The sequence below is a fragment of the Ornithinimicrobium panacihumi genome, from assembly GCF_052073805.1.
Classification (GTDB): domain Bacteria; phylum Actinomycetota; class Actinomycetes; order Actinomycetales; family Dermatophilaceae; genus Ornithinicoccus; species Ornithinicoccus panacihumi.
Genome location: NZ_JBQGWG010000010.1, coordinates 109763 through 123144 on the forward strand (window position 1 = coordinate 109763; position 13382 = coordinate 123144).

Below are 13382 nucleotides of genomic sequence, written 5' to 3' on the forward strand. Positions count from 1 at the left end.
CGCGACCTGGCACGAGGGCGCCGACACGGTGCGGGAGTGGTCGAACGGCTCAGCTGCTCGAGGACGAGGCGGCGCTGCGCTGGTCCTTGGCCTTCATCAGGTCGATCGCGATCACCACGCCGAGGATGACCTGGCGCAGCCGCGGATCGCTGGTGTGGGCCAGGGAGACGGTGTAGCGCTGGCCGCCCAGGAGCGCGCGGCCCAGGCCTGCCCACTTCTGGGACACGGTGGCCATCGGCTCGTTGCGCACCAGGATCTGGTAGTCGTAGCCCCAGAAGTTGCCCTGCACCTCCAGCCCGTCCCCGGCGTCGGCGGGCAGGAAGGTGATGCGCTTGCGCAGGAACGAGACCTCGCGACGCAGGGTCCCCAGCAGCGCCCCCGAGGCGTCGTGGAGCTCGTAGGTGTCCCGCCCGAAGTTGACCACGTCGACCAGGCGCAGGACCGGGGCGCCGTCGAGCTCGGTGACGAGGAACTCCCGGTTGCCCATGAGCAGGCGTGATCCAAGACCACCCTGGGTGGTGATCCGTCCGACCACCTCGTTGTTCTCGAAGATCTCGAAGTCGTTCTTGAACAGGGAGGTCACCTGGTCCAGGACCAGCTCCCTCGCGTCGATGAGCCCCATGGGGCCTGTCTACCACGCGGGCCCCGTAGGGTGCCGCCATGACCGTGGGCCCGGATCCGCAGAGTGCCGAGCACGAGGTCGCGGTGGCCATCCTCGTCCGGGACGGCCGGACCTTCCTGGCGCACCGGCACCCACGGCGGGAGTGGTATCCCGACTGCTGGGACCTGGTCGGCGGCCACCTCGAGCCCGGCGAGGAGCCCCTGACCGCGCTGCGCCGCGAGTGCCGAGAAGAGATCGGCATCGAGGTGCAGGAGGCACGAGCCCTGCAGCTGCGGTCCTTCGACCCCTCGATCCGGCTGCACGCCTTCCTGGTGACCGCGTGGGACGGGGAGCCGGTCAACCTGGCCCCCCACGAGCACGACGACCTGGGCTGGTTCGGCGCCGCCGACCTGCCCGGACTCACGCTCGCCGACCCGGCCGTCCTGCCGCTGCTGCTGGGCCTCCTGGGTGGCGCGAGCGCCGGGAGCGATGTGGTCGAATAGCGCGGTGACCCGCCCCGCACCCGCTGTGCTCGCCGCGCTCAGCGCCGTGGGCGCCGCGGCCCTGTGGGGCACGACCGGCACCGCCCAGGCCCTGGGACCGGACTCCAGCGATCCAGCCTCCGTCGGCGCGGCCCGCGTGGCTCTCGGGGCGCTCGTCCTCGCACTCCTGGCCTGGCGAACCGGGGCGCTGCCGTCACGGGAGGGGAGCCACGCCCGGGGACTCCTGGCCCGGACCCCCGCGCCCGTGCTCATCGTGCTGGGCGGGCTGACCGTGGCGACTTACCAGGCCTTCTTCTTCCAGGGCGTGGCCCGGGCCGGCGTGGCGGTCGGCACCGTGGTGGCGCTCGGGGTGGCTCCCCTGGCCACCGGCCTGCTCGGACTTCTCCTCGGCGAACGGGTCACGCGGCGGTGGGCCCTGGCGACCGCGGGCGCAATCGTCGGGGTCCTGCTCCTGGTGGCCGGCTCGGCCGGGGAGGGAGGCCGTCTCGACCTGGTCGGGATTGCGGCGGCGCTGGGGGCGGGGGTGTCCTACGCGGGCTACACGATCGCCGCCCGGGCCCTGCTGGTCCAGGGCTGGGCGGGACTGCGGGTGATGGCCTGGTTCTTCACCCTGGGTGCGCTCTTCCTCGCCCCGGCCCTGGGGCTGGGTGACCTGCGCTGGTTGGCCACCACCTCCGGCGTCCTCATGGTCCTGTGGCTGGGGATCGCCGCGACCGGTCTGTCCTACGTGCTCTTCCAGCACGGTCTGGGCAGCCTGCCCGCGAGCACCGTCGCCACCCTCTCGCTCGCCGAACCGGTGACCGCGACCCTCCTCGGCGTTCTGGTCCTGCGGGAGCACCTCACGGGCCTGACCACCCTCGGCATGGCCGTGGTCGTGGCCAGCCTGTCGGTGATGGCTCTCCGGCGGCGGGCACGCCCGGTGGCTCCCGAGCCGGTCTGACAGGCCCGGTCAGGACGGCCGGAGCGTCAGGGACGCGGCACGGTGCCTCACGGCGCGTCCCACCACGGCCCCTCCAGCCCGGTCGGGTCGAGCGGCAGCCGCGGACCCTCCGGCCAGGGATCGCTGCGCAGGCGCCCGTAGGTCAGCACGTCGATCCGCTCCCCGTCGATGAGGAACTTGGCCCGCTCGAGGCCCTCCTGGACGAAGCCGGCCGCCCGTGCCACGCCGCCCGAGGCGGGGTTGTTGACCCTGTGCCCGAGCTCCAGCCGCTCCAGCCCGCCCTCGGACAGCGCGTGGTCGGCCGCGGTCGTCACCGCCGCCGCCGTCACCCCGCGGCCCCGGTGCGCGGCGTGCGTCCAGTAGTAGACCCAGCCGCTGCGGTTGTCCCTGTCCACCGCGACGCCGACGAGCCCGACGCACCGCCCGTCCACGCAGATCGCCAGGGCGCGCGAGCCGCCACCGGGAGAGGTGAGGCGCGCCACATACCTCTCCGCCTCCTCGCGCGTGCGCACCTGGCCCTGCCGCGCCATGTCTGGGGCCGAGCCGAAGGCCTCCAGCACCGCCGGGGCGTCCGCGGGACGCAGCGCGCGCACGATCGGGCGGGGGCGCTCGGCAGGCTCGGTCACGGGGCAACCCTAGGGTCTGTCCGCCGGCGCGCAAAGGGCATAACGTGGGCTCATGAGCGCCGCCGACCGCCCCATCTCCGCCCTGCCGCTGCCAGACCGTGAGGACGTGCCCGACGGGGTGCGCCGCCTGTGGGACAAGTCCCTGGAGGCCTTCGGCTTCATCCCCAACGTCTTCGTCGCGCAGGCCTACAACGCCGAGCAGTTCCAGGCGTGGTGGAACTACTTCAACCTGCTGGTCAACAAGGAGGGGCACCTGACCAACGCCGAGCGCGAGCTGCTGGCGGTCGTGGTCAGCGGCATCAACCAGTGCGTCTACTGCGCGGTGAGCCACCAGGCCGCCCTGCGCTTCTACACCGGGGACCCGATCACCGCCGACCAGGTGGGGGTCAACTGGCGCCAGGCGGACCTTCCCGAGCGGGAGGCGACCCTGGCGGCCTACGCGGAGAAGCTCACCCTCACCCCTGCTCAGGTCACCGCCGAGGATCTCGAGCCGCTGCGGGCAGTGGGCCTGGACGACCACCAGATCCTGGAGGCGGTGCAGGTCATCGGGATGTTCAACATGACCAACCGGGTCTCGACGGCCCTGGCCATGGTCCCCAACGTCGAGTACCACTCCCAGGACCGCTTCACCGACGTCGACCTCACCTCCCGGCCCTGAGGTGCCCGAGGGAGATGCCGTCTGGCTGACCGCGCAGCGGCTCCACCGCGGCCTGGCCGGTGCGGTGCTGACCGGCTCCGACCTGCGGGTCCCCGCGCTGGCGACCTCCGACCTCACCGGACGACGGACGCTCGAGGTGGTGCCGCGGGGCAAGCACCTCCTGCACCGGCTCGGGGGTGGGCTGACGCTGCACAGCCACCTGCGGATGGACGGCTCGTGGCGGGTGCGTCCGCTCGGGGCACGGTATGCGGCAGCTCGCCGGCACACGACCCGTGCCCTCCTGTGGACGGCCGAGCGGGTGGCGGTGGGTGACTCGCTCGGGATGCTCGACCTGGTCCGCACCGAGGACGAGGGTTCCGTCGTCGGGCACCTCGGCCCGGACCTGCTGGACCCCGCCTTCGACCGGGCGGCGGCGGTGGCGAACCTGCTGCGGGCCCCGGACCTGGCGGTCGCCGAGGCGCTCCTGGACCAGCGCAACCTGGCCGGGATCGGCACGATCTACGCCAGCGAGCCGCTCTTCCTGCACGGCGTCAACCCGTGGACCCCGGTGGGTGCGGTGGGGGCGGAGGCCTTGGGCGAGATCCTCGACACGACGCGCACGCTCATGGTCCGCACCTGCCGGGAGGGGCGGCTGGCGACCACCGGACGTGCGGGCGTCGCGGACGACACCTGGGTCTTCGCCCGCAAGGGGCTCCCGTGCCATCGCTGCGGCGGCGCGGTGCGGATGGCCACGGTCGGGCAGGCTCCCCGCCAACGGGTCCTCAACTACTGCCCCGCCTGCCAGGGCGGGCTCGCCGCCCACGACGACGGCGGGGCGCAGGCCCCGCTGGGGCACCGCCCGCCGCGCTACCTGGATCCGTGAAGCGAGAAGTCCGCCGGGTCAGGCCGCGGAGACGACCGAGCGCCCGCGGCGCGTCCCCACCGGGCGGTGGTGGAGCGGCTTGGCCAGCCCGTCGTTGAGCACGACGGTCATCTGGCTCTGGGCGGCCTCGGCCAGGCTCACCCGGTCGGCCACGTCGGAGAGCATCTCGGAGAGGGGCACGTCGAGGGCCTTGCAGATGGAGGCCAGCAGCTCGGAGGAGGCTTCCTTCTCACCGCGCTCGATCTCGGACAGGTAGCCCAAGGAGCAGGACGCCTCCGCGCTGACCTCGCGCAGGGTCCGTCCCTGGTCCTGCCTCTTCTCGCGCAGGACGTCGCCCAGCTCTCGTCTCAGCAGCACCATGGTCAACCCTCCTTCGCCTCGCCTCGTGACGACCTGTCTCCAACGTTATCCGACGGCACCGACAAGGGCGCCTCCACCGTCTTCCGGAGGAGGTCCAGGACCGCCTCCACGGTGGCGTCCCGGACCTGTGCCCGGGAGCCGTCCAGGTGCAACACCCGGTGGGCCCCCCAGGATTCCCGCGGCCCGACGACGGCGATGTGGACTGTGCCGGCGGCGTGCCCGTCGGCCGGCCCCGGGCCGGCCACACCGGTCGTGGCCAGGCCCCAGTCGGCACCGACCACCCCTCGCACCCCGGAGGCCATCGCCTCGGCACACTCCCGCGAGACCACGCCCACCGTGTCGACGACCGCTGCGGGCACGCCGAGCACACCGACCTTGACCTCCGTGGCGTAGGAGACCACTCCCCCGCGCACCACGTCGCTGGACCCCGGGACGTCGGTCAGCGCGGCCAGCACCAGGCCTCCGGTCAGGGACTCGGCCGCGCCCAGCGTCTGCCCGCGCTCGCGCAGCAGCTCCAGCACCCGGGCCGCCGCAGCGGTCACGAGTGCTGCTCGACCTTCGCCGGCCGCGGTGCGTAGACCTGCCGCACGTAGTCGATGCCGGTGACGACGGTGACCACGGCCGCGGCGTACATCACCCACAGGCCGAGCGTGCCGAGCATCCCGCCGAGCGGGGCGATGAGCAGGGACAGACCCACCGCCTGCAGCACCGTCTTGAGCTTGCCGCCCTTGCTCGCCGGGATGACTCCGCGCTTGATGACCACGAAGCGCATGAGGGTGATCCCGATCTCGCGGACCAGGATGACCACCGTCACCCACCAGGGCAGCAGCCCCAGCACCGACAGGCCGATGAGCGCGGTCCCCATCAGGGCCTTGTCGGCGATCGGGTCCATGAGCTTGCCGAAGTCGGTGATCAGCGCGTGACGCCGGGCCAGCCAGCCGTCGATCCAGTCGGTCGCCGTCGCGACCAGGAAGACCACCAGCGCCCACCAGCGCCAGGTCGTGTCCTCCCCGCCGTGGCTGAGCAGCAACCAGCCGAAGACCGGGACCATGAAGATCCGCAGCACGGTCAGCGCGTTGGGCAGGTTCCACGGGGAGACCTGCGGCGCCACCGGTGCCGTCGCGATGTCGGGGCCGTCGGGGTCGTGGGGGCCGATCACGGGGTTCAGTCTCCCATCCGGACCGGCACCGCGATCAGATCGACACCCTCGGTCCCGACCACCTCCGCGGTGACGATGTCGCCTGCGGTGAGCGACGGCATACCGCCCTCCTCGTCGATCAGGTAGGTGACACCGTCGACGTCGGGGCCCTGCTGGCCCGCGCGACCGACGAGCCGGGGCTCGTCATCGTCCACACCTTCGACGAGGACCGAGACGGTGGTGCCGATGCGCTCGGCCGCCCGCTGGGCGGTGAGCTCCTCCACGAGCGCGGTGACCTCGGCGACCCGCTGCGCGATGGTCTCCTCGTCGTGCTTGTCGGGATAGGACTCGGCCTCGGTGCCGTCCTCGTCGGAGTAGCCGAAGACCCCGACGACGTCGAGCCGGGCCTCGGACAGGAAGGCGATGAGCTCGTCCAGGTCCTCCTCGGTCTCACCGGGGAAGCCGACGATGACGTTGGTCCGGATCCCCGCCTCCGGCAGCCTCGAACGGACCTGCTCCAGCAGCGCCAGGAAGGAGGTGCGGTCCCCGAAGCGGCGCATCCGGCGGAGCAGGGGGCCGCTGGCGTGCTGGAAGGAGATGTCGAAGTAGGGCACGACGCCGGGCGTGCCGGCCATGGCGTCGAGCAGGTCCGGGCGGATCTCGGCGGGCTGCAGGTAGGAGACCCGCACCCGCTCCACGCCCTCGACCGCCGCCAGCTCGGGCAGGAGCGCGTCGATGAGCCGCAGATCGCCCAGGTCCTTGCCGTAGGAGGTGGTGTTCTCGCTGACGAGGAAGATCTCCTTGACGCCGCGCTCCCCCAGCCAGCGGGCCTCGTCCAGGATCTCGTGCGGACGGCGGGACAGGAAGGACCCGCGGAACATCGGGATCGCGCAGAAGGAGCAGCGACGGTCGCAGCCCGAGGCGATCTTCAGCGGCGCCCAGGGGCGGCCGTCGAGCCGGGCGCGCACCACGCGGGGACCCGTGGACGGCGTCACCTCGGCGAGCGGGACCGCAGGCTCGGGGGTGGGCCGGGCGTGGTCGGCGCCCTGCTCGGGCTGGTGTGCGGGCTGCTGGTGCCCGGGCAGGGAGATGCCGGCGCCGGCCGCGGCGTCACGGCGGGCGGCCGGGGCGAGCGGGAGCAGGGTGCGACGGTCGCGGGGCACGTGCGAGCCGGGCCGCTCCCCCGCGAGGATCCGGGTGAGGTGGCCGGACATGTCGGCGTAGGAGTCGAAGCCCAGGACGGCGTCGGCCTCCGGCAGCTCGTCGGCCAGCTGCTGGCCGTAACGCTCGGCCATGCAGCCGACCGCCACGACGGCCTGGGTGCGACCGCTGCGCTTGAGGTCGTTGGCCTCCAGCAGGGCGTCGATCGAGTCCTTCTTGGCCTGCTCGACGAAGCCGCAGGTGTTGACGACGGCCACGTCCGCCTGGGAGGCGTCGTCGACGAGGGTCCAGCCCTCGGCGGACAGCCGGCCCGCCAGCTCCTCGGAGTCGACCTCGTTGCGGGTGCACCCGAGGGTGACGACGGCGACGCTTCGAGGGGTGGTGGTCATGGGTTTCAGTCTGACAGGCGAAGCGGCTGGCACCTATCCGGGCGGTCACCGGCCCCGGCCTCTCGGACCGCCCACGGACAGCGCCACTGCTTCGGGAGCCGGCCGCCGAGGGCCGAAGGTCCCCATCACGGGGCTGCGCAAGTAGGGTCCCACAGGGGGTCTTCCGGCCCTCCCGCGCGGCCCCCTTCGCCACCTACCGTCGAACCACCGACGAGGGAGGACAGGGACATGGTGTTCGGACTGAGGCTCACGGGGGTCGTGCTCGCGACGGCGCTGCTGACCGCCTGCGCGAACACGGAGGGCGGCGTCACGCCCGTCACGGATGAGCCTTCTGCTCCGGGAGGGTCGACGCCGGACGGGACACCGGCAGTGACCGACTCCCCCGCTCGGGGAGAGGACGCGGCGGCCGAGGACCAAGCCTCGGCCGCCGCGAGCCCGAGCCAGCCCGTCGCCGGCTCCAACGCCCCGGCCGGCTATGTCGAGCTGCGGGGGGACGGAGACAGCTTCCACGCGGCCATGACCGAGGGCGACGGCAGCGCCGAGCCCATGCTCCTGACGGATCCCCCGCTCGACGAGCAGTGGCAGGTCGTCGAGGCCGACGGCCCGAAGTTCGTCCAGACCATCTGCGGGGTGCAGATGGACCCGGTGGAACCGCGTGACGCCGCGCACCGCCGGTGGGGGTGGGTGGAGAACTTCACCTATCTGACCAGCGAGGTCCACCTGTTCGACGAGGCGGACGCCCATGGCCTGGCGGAGGAGGCCGGCCGGGCGCTCTCCGGCTGCGAGGGCTTCGGCGTCAGCGACGACGGCCTGGAAGTGCCCCAGGGGGACGGACGGTACGAGGTCACGGTCGACCCGCTGCCCGGTCTCCCGTCCGGTTGGGTCGGATGGACCGAGACCACGGAGGCAGAGGGCGACACACCCGAGCTGATCCGGCACAACGCGTTGCGCGACGTTGAAGGCGGATGGCACTGGGTCTCGGTGTCCGGCGCCCTGGGTGAAGACCCGGGCCCGACCATCCTCGTCGACGCCCTCGAGAGCGCGGACCGATGAGGGGCTGCCTGACGCTGCTCCGCAAGATCGGCGATCGTGGGGCGGCCGGCCTGGAATATGCCGCCGCCACCCTCCTCGCGGCCATCCTCATCAGCACCGCCGCTTTCGGCGTGGCTTCCACCGCGCCCCAGCTGCTCGGCGAGCGGGTCTCCGGCACCATCTGCCGTGCCTTCGCCGTTCTCCCCGGGCTGGACCCGACCTGCGCGGACCTGGGGATCGGCGACACGGCCGGAGGACTTCCCCAGGAAGACGGCACCCCCGTCGAAGAACCCGTCCCCTACCGGGACCGGAGCTGGACCTACGCGGACGTGACCGCCGGGAACATGGTCTTCATCGGCGACAGCTACGGCTCCGGCGAGGGCGCCGGCGACTACACGGACGAGTCCGACCGTGGACCATCGTGGTGGGACGACCTGCGGGGAAACGACGTGCCGGAGAACCGGTGCCACCGGTCTGCCAACGCCTGGGGCCCGGCGATCGGCGACCAGCACTGGCCCGACCGCTACAGCTTCATGGCCTGCTCGGGCGCGGTGACCGACGACGTGCAGAACGACAACCACTCGGGCAACGACGGGGAGGGGCCGCAGGGAGATGCCGTCACCCCCGACACCTCCATGGTGTTCGTCTCCATGGGTGGCAACGACATGGGCTTCGCGGACGTCCTCACCTCCTGCAACCAGCTGCACGGAGGCATGGATGACTGCCAGGCGCACTGGGACGGGGTGGACCCCGACGACGCACAGGGCCGCACCCGGTTCCAGGTCCGGCTCGACCAGCTCGAGGCAGACCTGAGGGCGATGTACGCCTTCATCCGGGAGCAGTCCGAGGACGGCGCCCACGTCGTGCACATGGGCTATCCCAGGCTCTTCGACGAGTCCTACGGTGGCCGGACCAGCACCCTGTCCCACGAGGATGCGATGTGGGCCAACGACAAGGCGGACCTGCTCAACGCGATGATGGCCCGGGTCGCCCGCGAGGAGGGCGTGCACTTCATCGATCCCACCGAGGCCTTCGCAGATCACGGCGTCGGCAGCGACGATCCGTGGGTGCTGTCCTTCGGCGTAGGTCCCAACCGGGCCTTCCCCCCGGAGGCGTTCCACCCCACGGCCGAAGGCCAGGCCGCCATGCAGCAGCTGGTGGAGGACTACCTCCAGTCGCTCGAGCCCTGACGGGTCCCTTCGGGAAGGCATGATGGAGGCCATGGACCTTGGAGCCAGAGCAGGCGCGGCCCTCGTCGCCGTCGTCGCGGTCGCGATCGTCGGTTGGGTCACCGTGGTGGGTTACGCGCCCGGTGATGCTAGCGGCGCCACCAGGATGTCGAGCACTCGTCAGACGGGGCTGATCAGTCTCGGGCTCGCTGTAGCAGCGCTGCTGCCCCTCGGCGTCTGCCGCTGGATCCTGCTGATCGCCGCCGGCGTCTTCCTCCTGCTCTCGCTCGGCTTCCTCACCGGGATCCTGGGAGGGTAGGGGGGCGGCGCCGCTGCCCGGAAGCGCGATGTCATCGCCTTCGGCTCGTTGGCGGCGGTGCTGGCCCCGTACGGGACGGGTGGGGTCAGGGGGCGTCCCCGTCGACGACCTCCTGCGGGCTCTCGCCCGTGACGTCGTCGGCGAGCTCGTCGGCCAGCAGGTGACCGCCCACCGGCTCGCTGCGCCAGTCGGTCAACCGCCAGCCCGCAGCCGGGTCGCCCTCCAGGACCCCCATGCCGGTGTTCATGATCCGCAGGTCGTCGCCGTGCTGCGGGTCCAGCGAGGACCGGATCGCCGCGTAGGCGCGGATCGCCGCCCCGTGGCTGAAGACCGCCGCGGTCTGTCCGGGTCCGTGGGCCGCCGCGATCTGGGCGACGGCGTGGTCGTAGCGCTCGAGGAAGGCATGCCCGTCGCTGCCTCCCGGCACCTCCCTGGAGAGGTCACCCTGGACCCAGGCGATCAGCGCGGTGACGTAGGCCAGCACCGACTCCTCGTCGGAGCGCATCTCGAGGTCGCCCGCGGAGATCTCCTCCAGGCCTGGCACCGTCCGTGCGGGCAGGCCCCGCTCCGCGGCAAGCGGCTCGGCCGTCAGGCGGGTCCGCACCAGCGGAGAGACGTAGATGCCGTCCACCCGCTCGTCCTTCAGCGCCTCGGTCAGCGCCCTGGCCTGGGCCCGGCCGAGGGCCGTCAGCCCCGCACCGGGTGCGGCGGTGTCCAGGGCACCGATGACGTTGTTGGGCGTCTGGGCGTGTCGGATCAGCAGGAGGCGCACGGTCCCGATGCTAGGTCAGGGCCGCCTCACCCCGAGCCGGGGCCGGTCGTCAGTAGCGCTCGCCGCCACGATCGGTCAGGTCCCAGGCGTCCTCGGACTCCTCCTCGCCCTCGTCCTCGACATAGCTGCCGGAGACCGGGTCACCGTCGTAACGGGAGTCACGGGGACCGCCCGGGGCGACGGGAGCGGCATACCCCTCCTCGTCGGTGTCGTCACCGCCCTCGGCGACGACCTGCGAGGGGTCGGCGTCGAAGGGCTCGGAGACGGTCTCCGGCTCCGGGGCGGGCTTGGGCGGCTCGTGGCCCTGGAGCAGGGCCAAGGTCTCCTCGAGGTCGTCCGGCTTGACCAGCACGTCGCGCGCCTTCGAACCCTCGGAGGGTCCGACGATGCCGCGGGACTCCATCAGGTCCATCAGGCGGCCCGCCTTGGCGAAGCCGACCCGCAGCTTGCGCTGGAGCATCGAGGTCGAGCCGAACTGCGTCGTGACGACCTGCTCCACCGCCTGGAGCAGGATGTCCAGGTCGTCGCCGATGTCCTCGTCGATCTCCTTCTTCGCCGGAGCGGCCGCGACCTCCTCGACATAGGTGGGCTTGAGCTGGCCGGTGACGTGCTTGACCACGTCGTGGATCTCCGACTCCCCCACCCAGGCGCCCTGGACGCGCATCGGCTTGGAGGCGCCCATGGGCAGGAAGAGTGCGTCACCCTGGCCGATGAGCTTCTCGGCGCCGGGCATGTCGAGGACGACGCGGCTGTCGGCCAGCGAGGAGGTGGCGAAGGCCATCCGGCTGGGGACGTTGGCCTTGATCAGACCCGTGACGACGTCCACCGAGGGGCGCTGGGTCGCCAGCACCAGGTGGATCCCGGCAGCGCGCGCCAGCTGGGTGATGCGCACGACCGACTCCTCGACGTCACGCGGGGCGACCATCATCAGGTCGGCCAGCTCGTCGACGACCACCAGCAGGTAGGGATAGGGCTGCAGCACCCGCTCCGACCCGGGGGGCGGGGTCACCTTGCCGGCCCGGATCGCCTTGTTGAAGTCGTCGATGTGCTTGTAACCGAAGGCGGACAGGTCGTCGTAGCGGTTGTCCATCTCCTTGACCACCCAGGCGAGAGCCTCGGCGGCCTTCTTGGGGTTGGTGATGATCGGGGTGATCAGGTGCGGGATGCCCTCGTAGGCGGTCAGCTCGACCCGCTTGGGGTCGACCAGGATCATCCGCACCTCGTCCGGGGTGGAACGCATGAGGATCGAGGTGATCATCGAGTTGACAAAACTGGACTTTCCGGAGCCGGTGGCGCCCGCGACGAGCATGTGCGGCATCTTGGCCAGGTTGGCGATGACGTAGCCGCCCTCGACGTCCTTGCCGACGCCCATCACCATCGGGTGGGTGTTGTTGCGCGCCGCCTGGCTGCGCAGCACGTCGCCGAGATTGACGTTCTCGCGGTCGGCGTTGGGGATCTCGACACCCACGGCCGACTTGCCCGGGATCGGCGAGAGGATGCGCACGTCGGCCGAGGCCACGGCGTAGGCGATGTTCTTGGACAGCGCGGTGATCCGCTCGACCTTGACGCCCGGGCCGAGCTCGACCTCGTAGCGGGTCACGGTCGGCCCACGCATGAAGCCGGTGACCTGCGCGTCGATGTTGAAGTCCTCGAGGACGCCGGTGAGGGCCTCCACGACCCGGTCGTTGGCCTCCGAGCGCTCCTTGTGGGGCGCGCCGGCCTTGAGGACGCTGGAGTCGGGAAGGGTGTAGGTGACGTCGCCGGCGAGCTGGAGCTGCTCGACGCGCTGGGGCAGCTGGGTCGTCGGGGGCGCCTCGAGCTGGGGCTTGGAGGGGACTTTCGAGGGCGGCTCGGGCCGCTTCTGGCCCGGCCGCAGCGTCGGGATCTCCTCGGTGGCGTCGCCGGCGGACTGCGGCGCTCCGGCCGGGGCGGAGGTCGCCGGCCTGCGCCGCTTGGCCCCCGTGCCGTCCGCGCCCTCGCCGCGACCGTCGGCCTTGGCCTCGGCCTCCCCGTCGAAGGGCTCACGGTCGGCGGGGCGCTGGCGGGCCCGCAGCGAGCGGCCACCCTTGCCGCGCTCGATCTCGGCGGCCTGCTCGAAGGCGACGTCGCCGTCGCGCTCGTCGAGGTCGGCGCGGGTGCGGCGGGTGCGACGCGTCAGGACCTCGCCGGTGACGGGGTCCACCTCGTCGAAGCGGGCGGAGTCGAAGAGCTGCTGCTCGATCTCCTGCAGACGCTCGGGTATGCGGTTCACGGGCGTGCGGGTGAGGACCAGGAAGCCGAAGATGCCCAGGAGGCTCAGGACGATGTAGGCGCCGATCGGGGTGATCGCGGCCGAGAGCATCGAGGATGAGATGAAGCCCAGGACGCCGCCCGAACCCTCCATCGCACGCGCACCCTCGCCGTAGTCGGGAGCGCCGGTGACCAGGTGGGTGATGCCCGAGGCGGCGAGCAACAGGGCCACGGTGCCGATCGACATCCGGTTGGTGGCCTGGGTCTCGGATGGCTTGCGGAACATCCGCAGGGCGAAGAACAGGAAGACGACCGGCAGGATCAGGGCGACCCTGCCGAAGGTGCCGGCGGCGACCGCGTGGACGAGATCGCCGAACATCCCCTCGAGGTGCCACCACTCGCGCAGCGCGACGACGAAGGCCAGAACGAGCAGGACGAAGCCGGCACCGTCCCTGCGGTGCTCGGGCTCCAGGTCCCGGGCCGCGTCGCTCATCGCCCGCACGGTCCCGCCCGTCGCCCCGGCGATGCCACGGGCGGCCCGGGCCGGCAAGGACAGGCCGCGGGGGTCCTCGGCCCGGCCGCCCCGGGCCCCGGATGAGCCTCGCGAGCCGGTCGACCGGCCA

At 72.2% G+C, this 13382-nt stretch carries 15 protein-coding genes; 7 read left to right on the top strand and 8 right to left on the bottom strand.

Features of this window, described 5'->3' with window-relative positions:
- Positions 1-49: 49 nt before the first annotated feature.
- A complete protein-coding gene (locus ACTMMA_RS11135) occupies positions 50-622 on the bottom strand; it encodes an LURP-one-related/scramblase family protein (RefSeq protein ID WP_441190196.1) in 573 nt (190 codons plus the stop codon).
- 38 nt (positions 623-660) lie between these two features.
- Here ACTMMA_RS11135 and ACTMMA_RS11140 point away from each other — a divergent pair, with 38 nt between their 5' ends.
- Positions 661-1104: an NUDIX domain-containing protein gene (locus tag ACTMMA_RS11140; RefSeq protein WP_441190197.1), complete on the top strand. Its 444-nt coding sequence runs from the start codon at positions 661-663 to the stop codon at positions 1102-1104.
- 4 nt (positions 1105-1108) lie between these two features.
- A complete protein-coding gene (locus ACTMMA_RS11145) occupies positions 1109-2044 on the top strand; it encodes a DMT family transporter (RefSeq protein WP_441190198.1) in 936 nt (311 codons plus the stop codon).
- Between the two features lie 47 nt (positions 2045-2091).
- Here ACTMMA_RS11145 and ACTMMA_RS11150 read toward each other — a convergent pair whose 3' ends face one another.
- Entirely contained in the window at positions 2092-2670 is a 579-nt protein-coding gene (locus ACTMMA_RS11150) for a GNAT family N-acetyltransferase (RefSeq protein WP_441190199.1), read from the bottom strand.
- 52 nt (positions 2671-2722) lie between these two features.
- On the opposite strand from ACTMMA_RS11150, the gene ACTMMA_RS11155 reads away from it, so the two are divergent.
- Positions 2723-3328 (top strand): peroxidase-related enzyme, encoded by a 606-nt coding sequence (locus ACTMMA_RS11155; protein WP_441190200.1) that lies wholly within the window; start codon positions 2723-2725, stop codon positions 3326-3328.
- 1 nt (position 3329) lies between these two features.
- Positions 3330-4190 (top strand): DNA-formamidopyrimidine glycosylase family protein, encoded by an 861-nt coding sequence (locus tag ACTMMA_RS11160; protein WP_441190201.1) that lies wholly within the window; start codon positions 3330-3332, stop codon positions 4188-4190.
- An 18-nt stretch (positions 4191-4208) separates the two neighbouring features.
- On the opposite strand, the gene ACTMMA_RS11165 is transcribed toward ACTMMA_RS11160, so the two are convergent.
- The 4 genes from ACTMMA_RS11165 to rimO are packed head-to-tail and all read right to left on the bottom strand — an operon-like array spanning position 4209 to position 7238.
- Positions 4209-4550 carry a helix-turn-helix domain-containing protein gene (locus tag ACTMMA_RS11165; protein WP_441190202.1) on the bottom strand — a complete coding sequence of 114 codons (342 nt, stop codon included), beginning with the start codon at positions 4548-4550 and terminating at the stop codon, positions 4209-4211.
- A 2-nt stretch (positions 4551-4552) separates the two neighbouring features.
- Positions 4553-5092, bottom strand: coding sequence for a CinA family protein (locus tag ACTMMA_RS11170; protein WP_441190203.1), 540 nt, complete (start codon positions 5090-5092; stop codon positions 4553-4555).
- Positions 5089-5709, bottom strand: a complete 621-nt coding sequence (gene pgsA / locus ACTMMA_RS11175) for a CDP-diacylglycerol--glycerol-3-phosphate 3-phosphatidyltransferase (protein WP_441190204.1) — start codon at positions 5707-5709, stop codon at positions 5089-5091. The genes ACTMMA_RS11170 and pgsA overlap by 4 nt, the downstream gene beginning before the upstream one ends.
- Positions 5710-5714: 5 nt before the next feature.
- A complete protein-coding gene (gene rimO / locus ACTMMA_RS11180) occupies positions 5715-7238 on the bottom strand; it encodes a 30S ribosomal protein S12 methylthiotransferase RimO (RefSeq protein WP_441190205.1) in 1524 nt (507 codons plus the stop codon).
- Between the two features lie 228 nt (positions 7239-7466).
- Between rimO and ACTMMA_RS11185 the strand changes: the two genes are divergently transcribed.
- Genes ACTMMA_RS11185 through ACTMMA_RS11195 form a run of 3 tightly spaced genes read left to right on the top strand, consistent with a single transcriptional unit; the run spans position 7467 to position 9758 of the window.
- Positions 7467-8291, top strand: coding sequence for a hypothetical protein (locus ACTMMA_RS11185; protein WP_441190206.1), 825 nt, complete (start codon positions 7467-7469; stop codon positions 8289-8291).
- The gene (locus tag ACTMMA_RS11190) at positions 8288-9460 is read left to right on the top strand and encodes an SGNH/GDSL hydrolase family protein (protein WP_441190207.1); all 1173 of its coding nucleotides are present in this window, start codon (positions 8288-8290) and stop codon (positions 9458-9460) included. The genes ACTMMA_RS11185 and ACTMMA_RS11190 overlap by 4 nt, the downstream gene beginning before the upstream one ends.
- A gap of 31 nt (positions 9461-9491) precedes the next feature.
- Positions 9492-9758, top strand: a complete 267-nt coding sequence (locus ACTMMA_RS11195) for a hypothetical protein (protein WP_441190208.1) — start codon at positions 9492-9494, stop codon at positions 9756-9758.
- A gap of 85 nt (positions 9759-9843) precedes the next feature.
- Here the strand turns inward: ACTMMA_RS11195 and ACTMMA_RS11200 are convergent, their stop codons facing one another.
- Positions 9844-10530 carry a histidine phosphatase family protein gene (locus tag ACTMMA_RS11200; RefSeq protein ID WP_441190209.1) on the bottom strand — a complete coding sequence of 229 codons (687 nt, stop codon included), beginning with the start codon at positions 10528-10530 and terminating at the stop codon, positions 9844-9846.
- Between the two features lie 49 nt (positions 10531-10579).
- Positions 10580-13252 carry an FtsK/SpoIIIE family DNA translocase gene (locus ACTMMA_RS11205; RefSeq protein ID WP_441190226.1) on the bottom strand — a complete coding sequence of 891 codons (2673 nt, stop codon included), beginning with the start codon at positions 13250-13252 and terminating at the stop codon, positions 10580-10582.
- Positions 13253-13382: the final 130 nt, after the last annotated feature.

Coding starts and splice junctions, on each gene's coding strand:
- ACTMMA_RS11165 (WP_441190202.1), bottom strand. CDS start 4,550: ATGGTGCTGCTGAGACGAGAGCTGGGCGACGTCCTGCGCGAGAAGAGG.
- ACTMMA_RS11135 (WP_441190196.1), bottom strand. CDS start 622: ATGGGGCTCATCGACGCGAGGGAGCTGGTCCTGGACCAGGTGACCTCC.
- rimO (WP_441190205.1), bottom strand. CDS start 7,238: ATGACCACCACCCCTCGAAGCGTCGCCGTCGTCACCCTCGGGTGCACC.
- ACTMMA_RS11185 (WP_441190206.1), top strand. CDS start 7,467: ATGGTGTTCGGACTGAGGCTCACGGGGGTCGTGCTCGCGACGGCGCTG.
- ACTMMA_RS11140 (WP_441190197.1), top strand. CDS start 661: ATGACCGTGGGCCCGGATCCGCAGAGTGCCGAGCACGAGGTCGCGGTG.
- ACTMMA_RS11155 (WP_441190200.1), top strand. CDS start 2,723: ATGAGCGCCGCCGACCGCCCCATCTCCGCCCTGCCGCTGCCAGACCGT.
- ACTMMA_RS11205 (WP_441190226.1), bottom strand. CDS start 13,252: ATGAGCGACGCGGCCCGGGACCTGGAGCCCGAGCACCGCAGGGACGGT.
- ACTMMA_RS11190 (WP_441190207.1), top strand. CDS start 8,288: ATGAGGGGCTGCCTGACGCTGCTCCGCAAGATCGGCGATCGTGGGGCG.
- ACTMMA_RS11195 (WP_441190208.1), top strand. CDS start 9,492: ATGGACCTTGGAGCCAGAGCAGGCGCGGCCCTCGTCGCCGTCGTCGCG.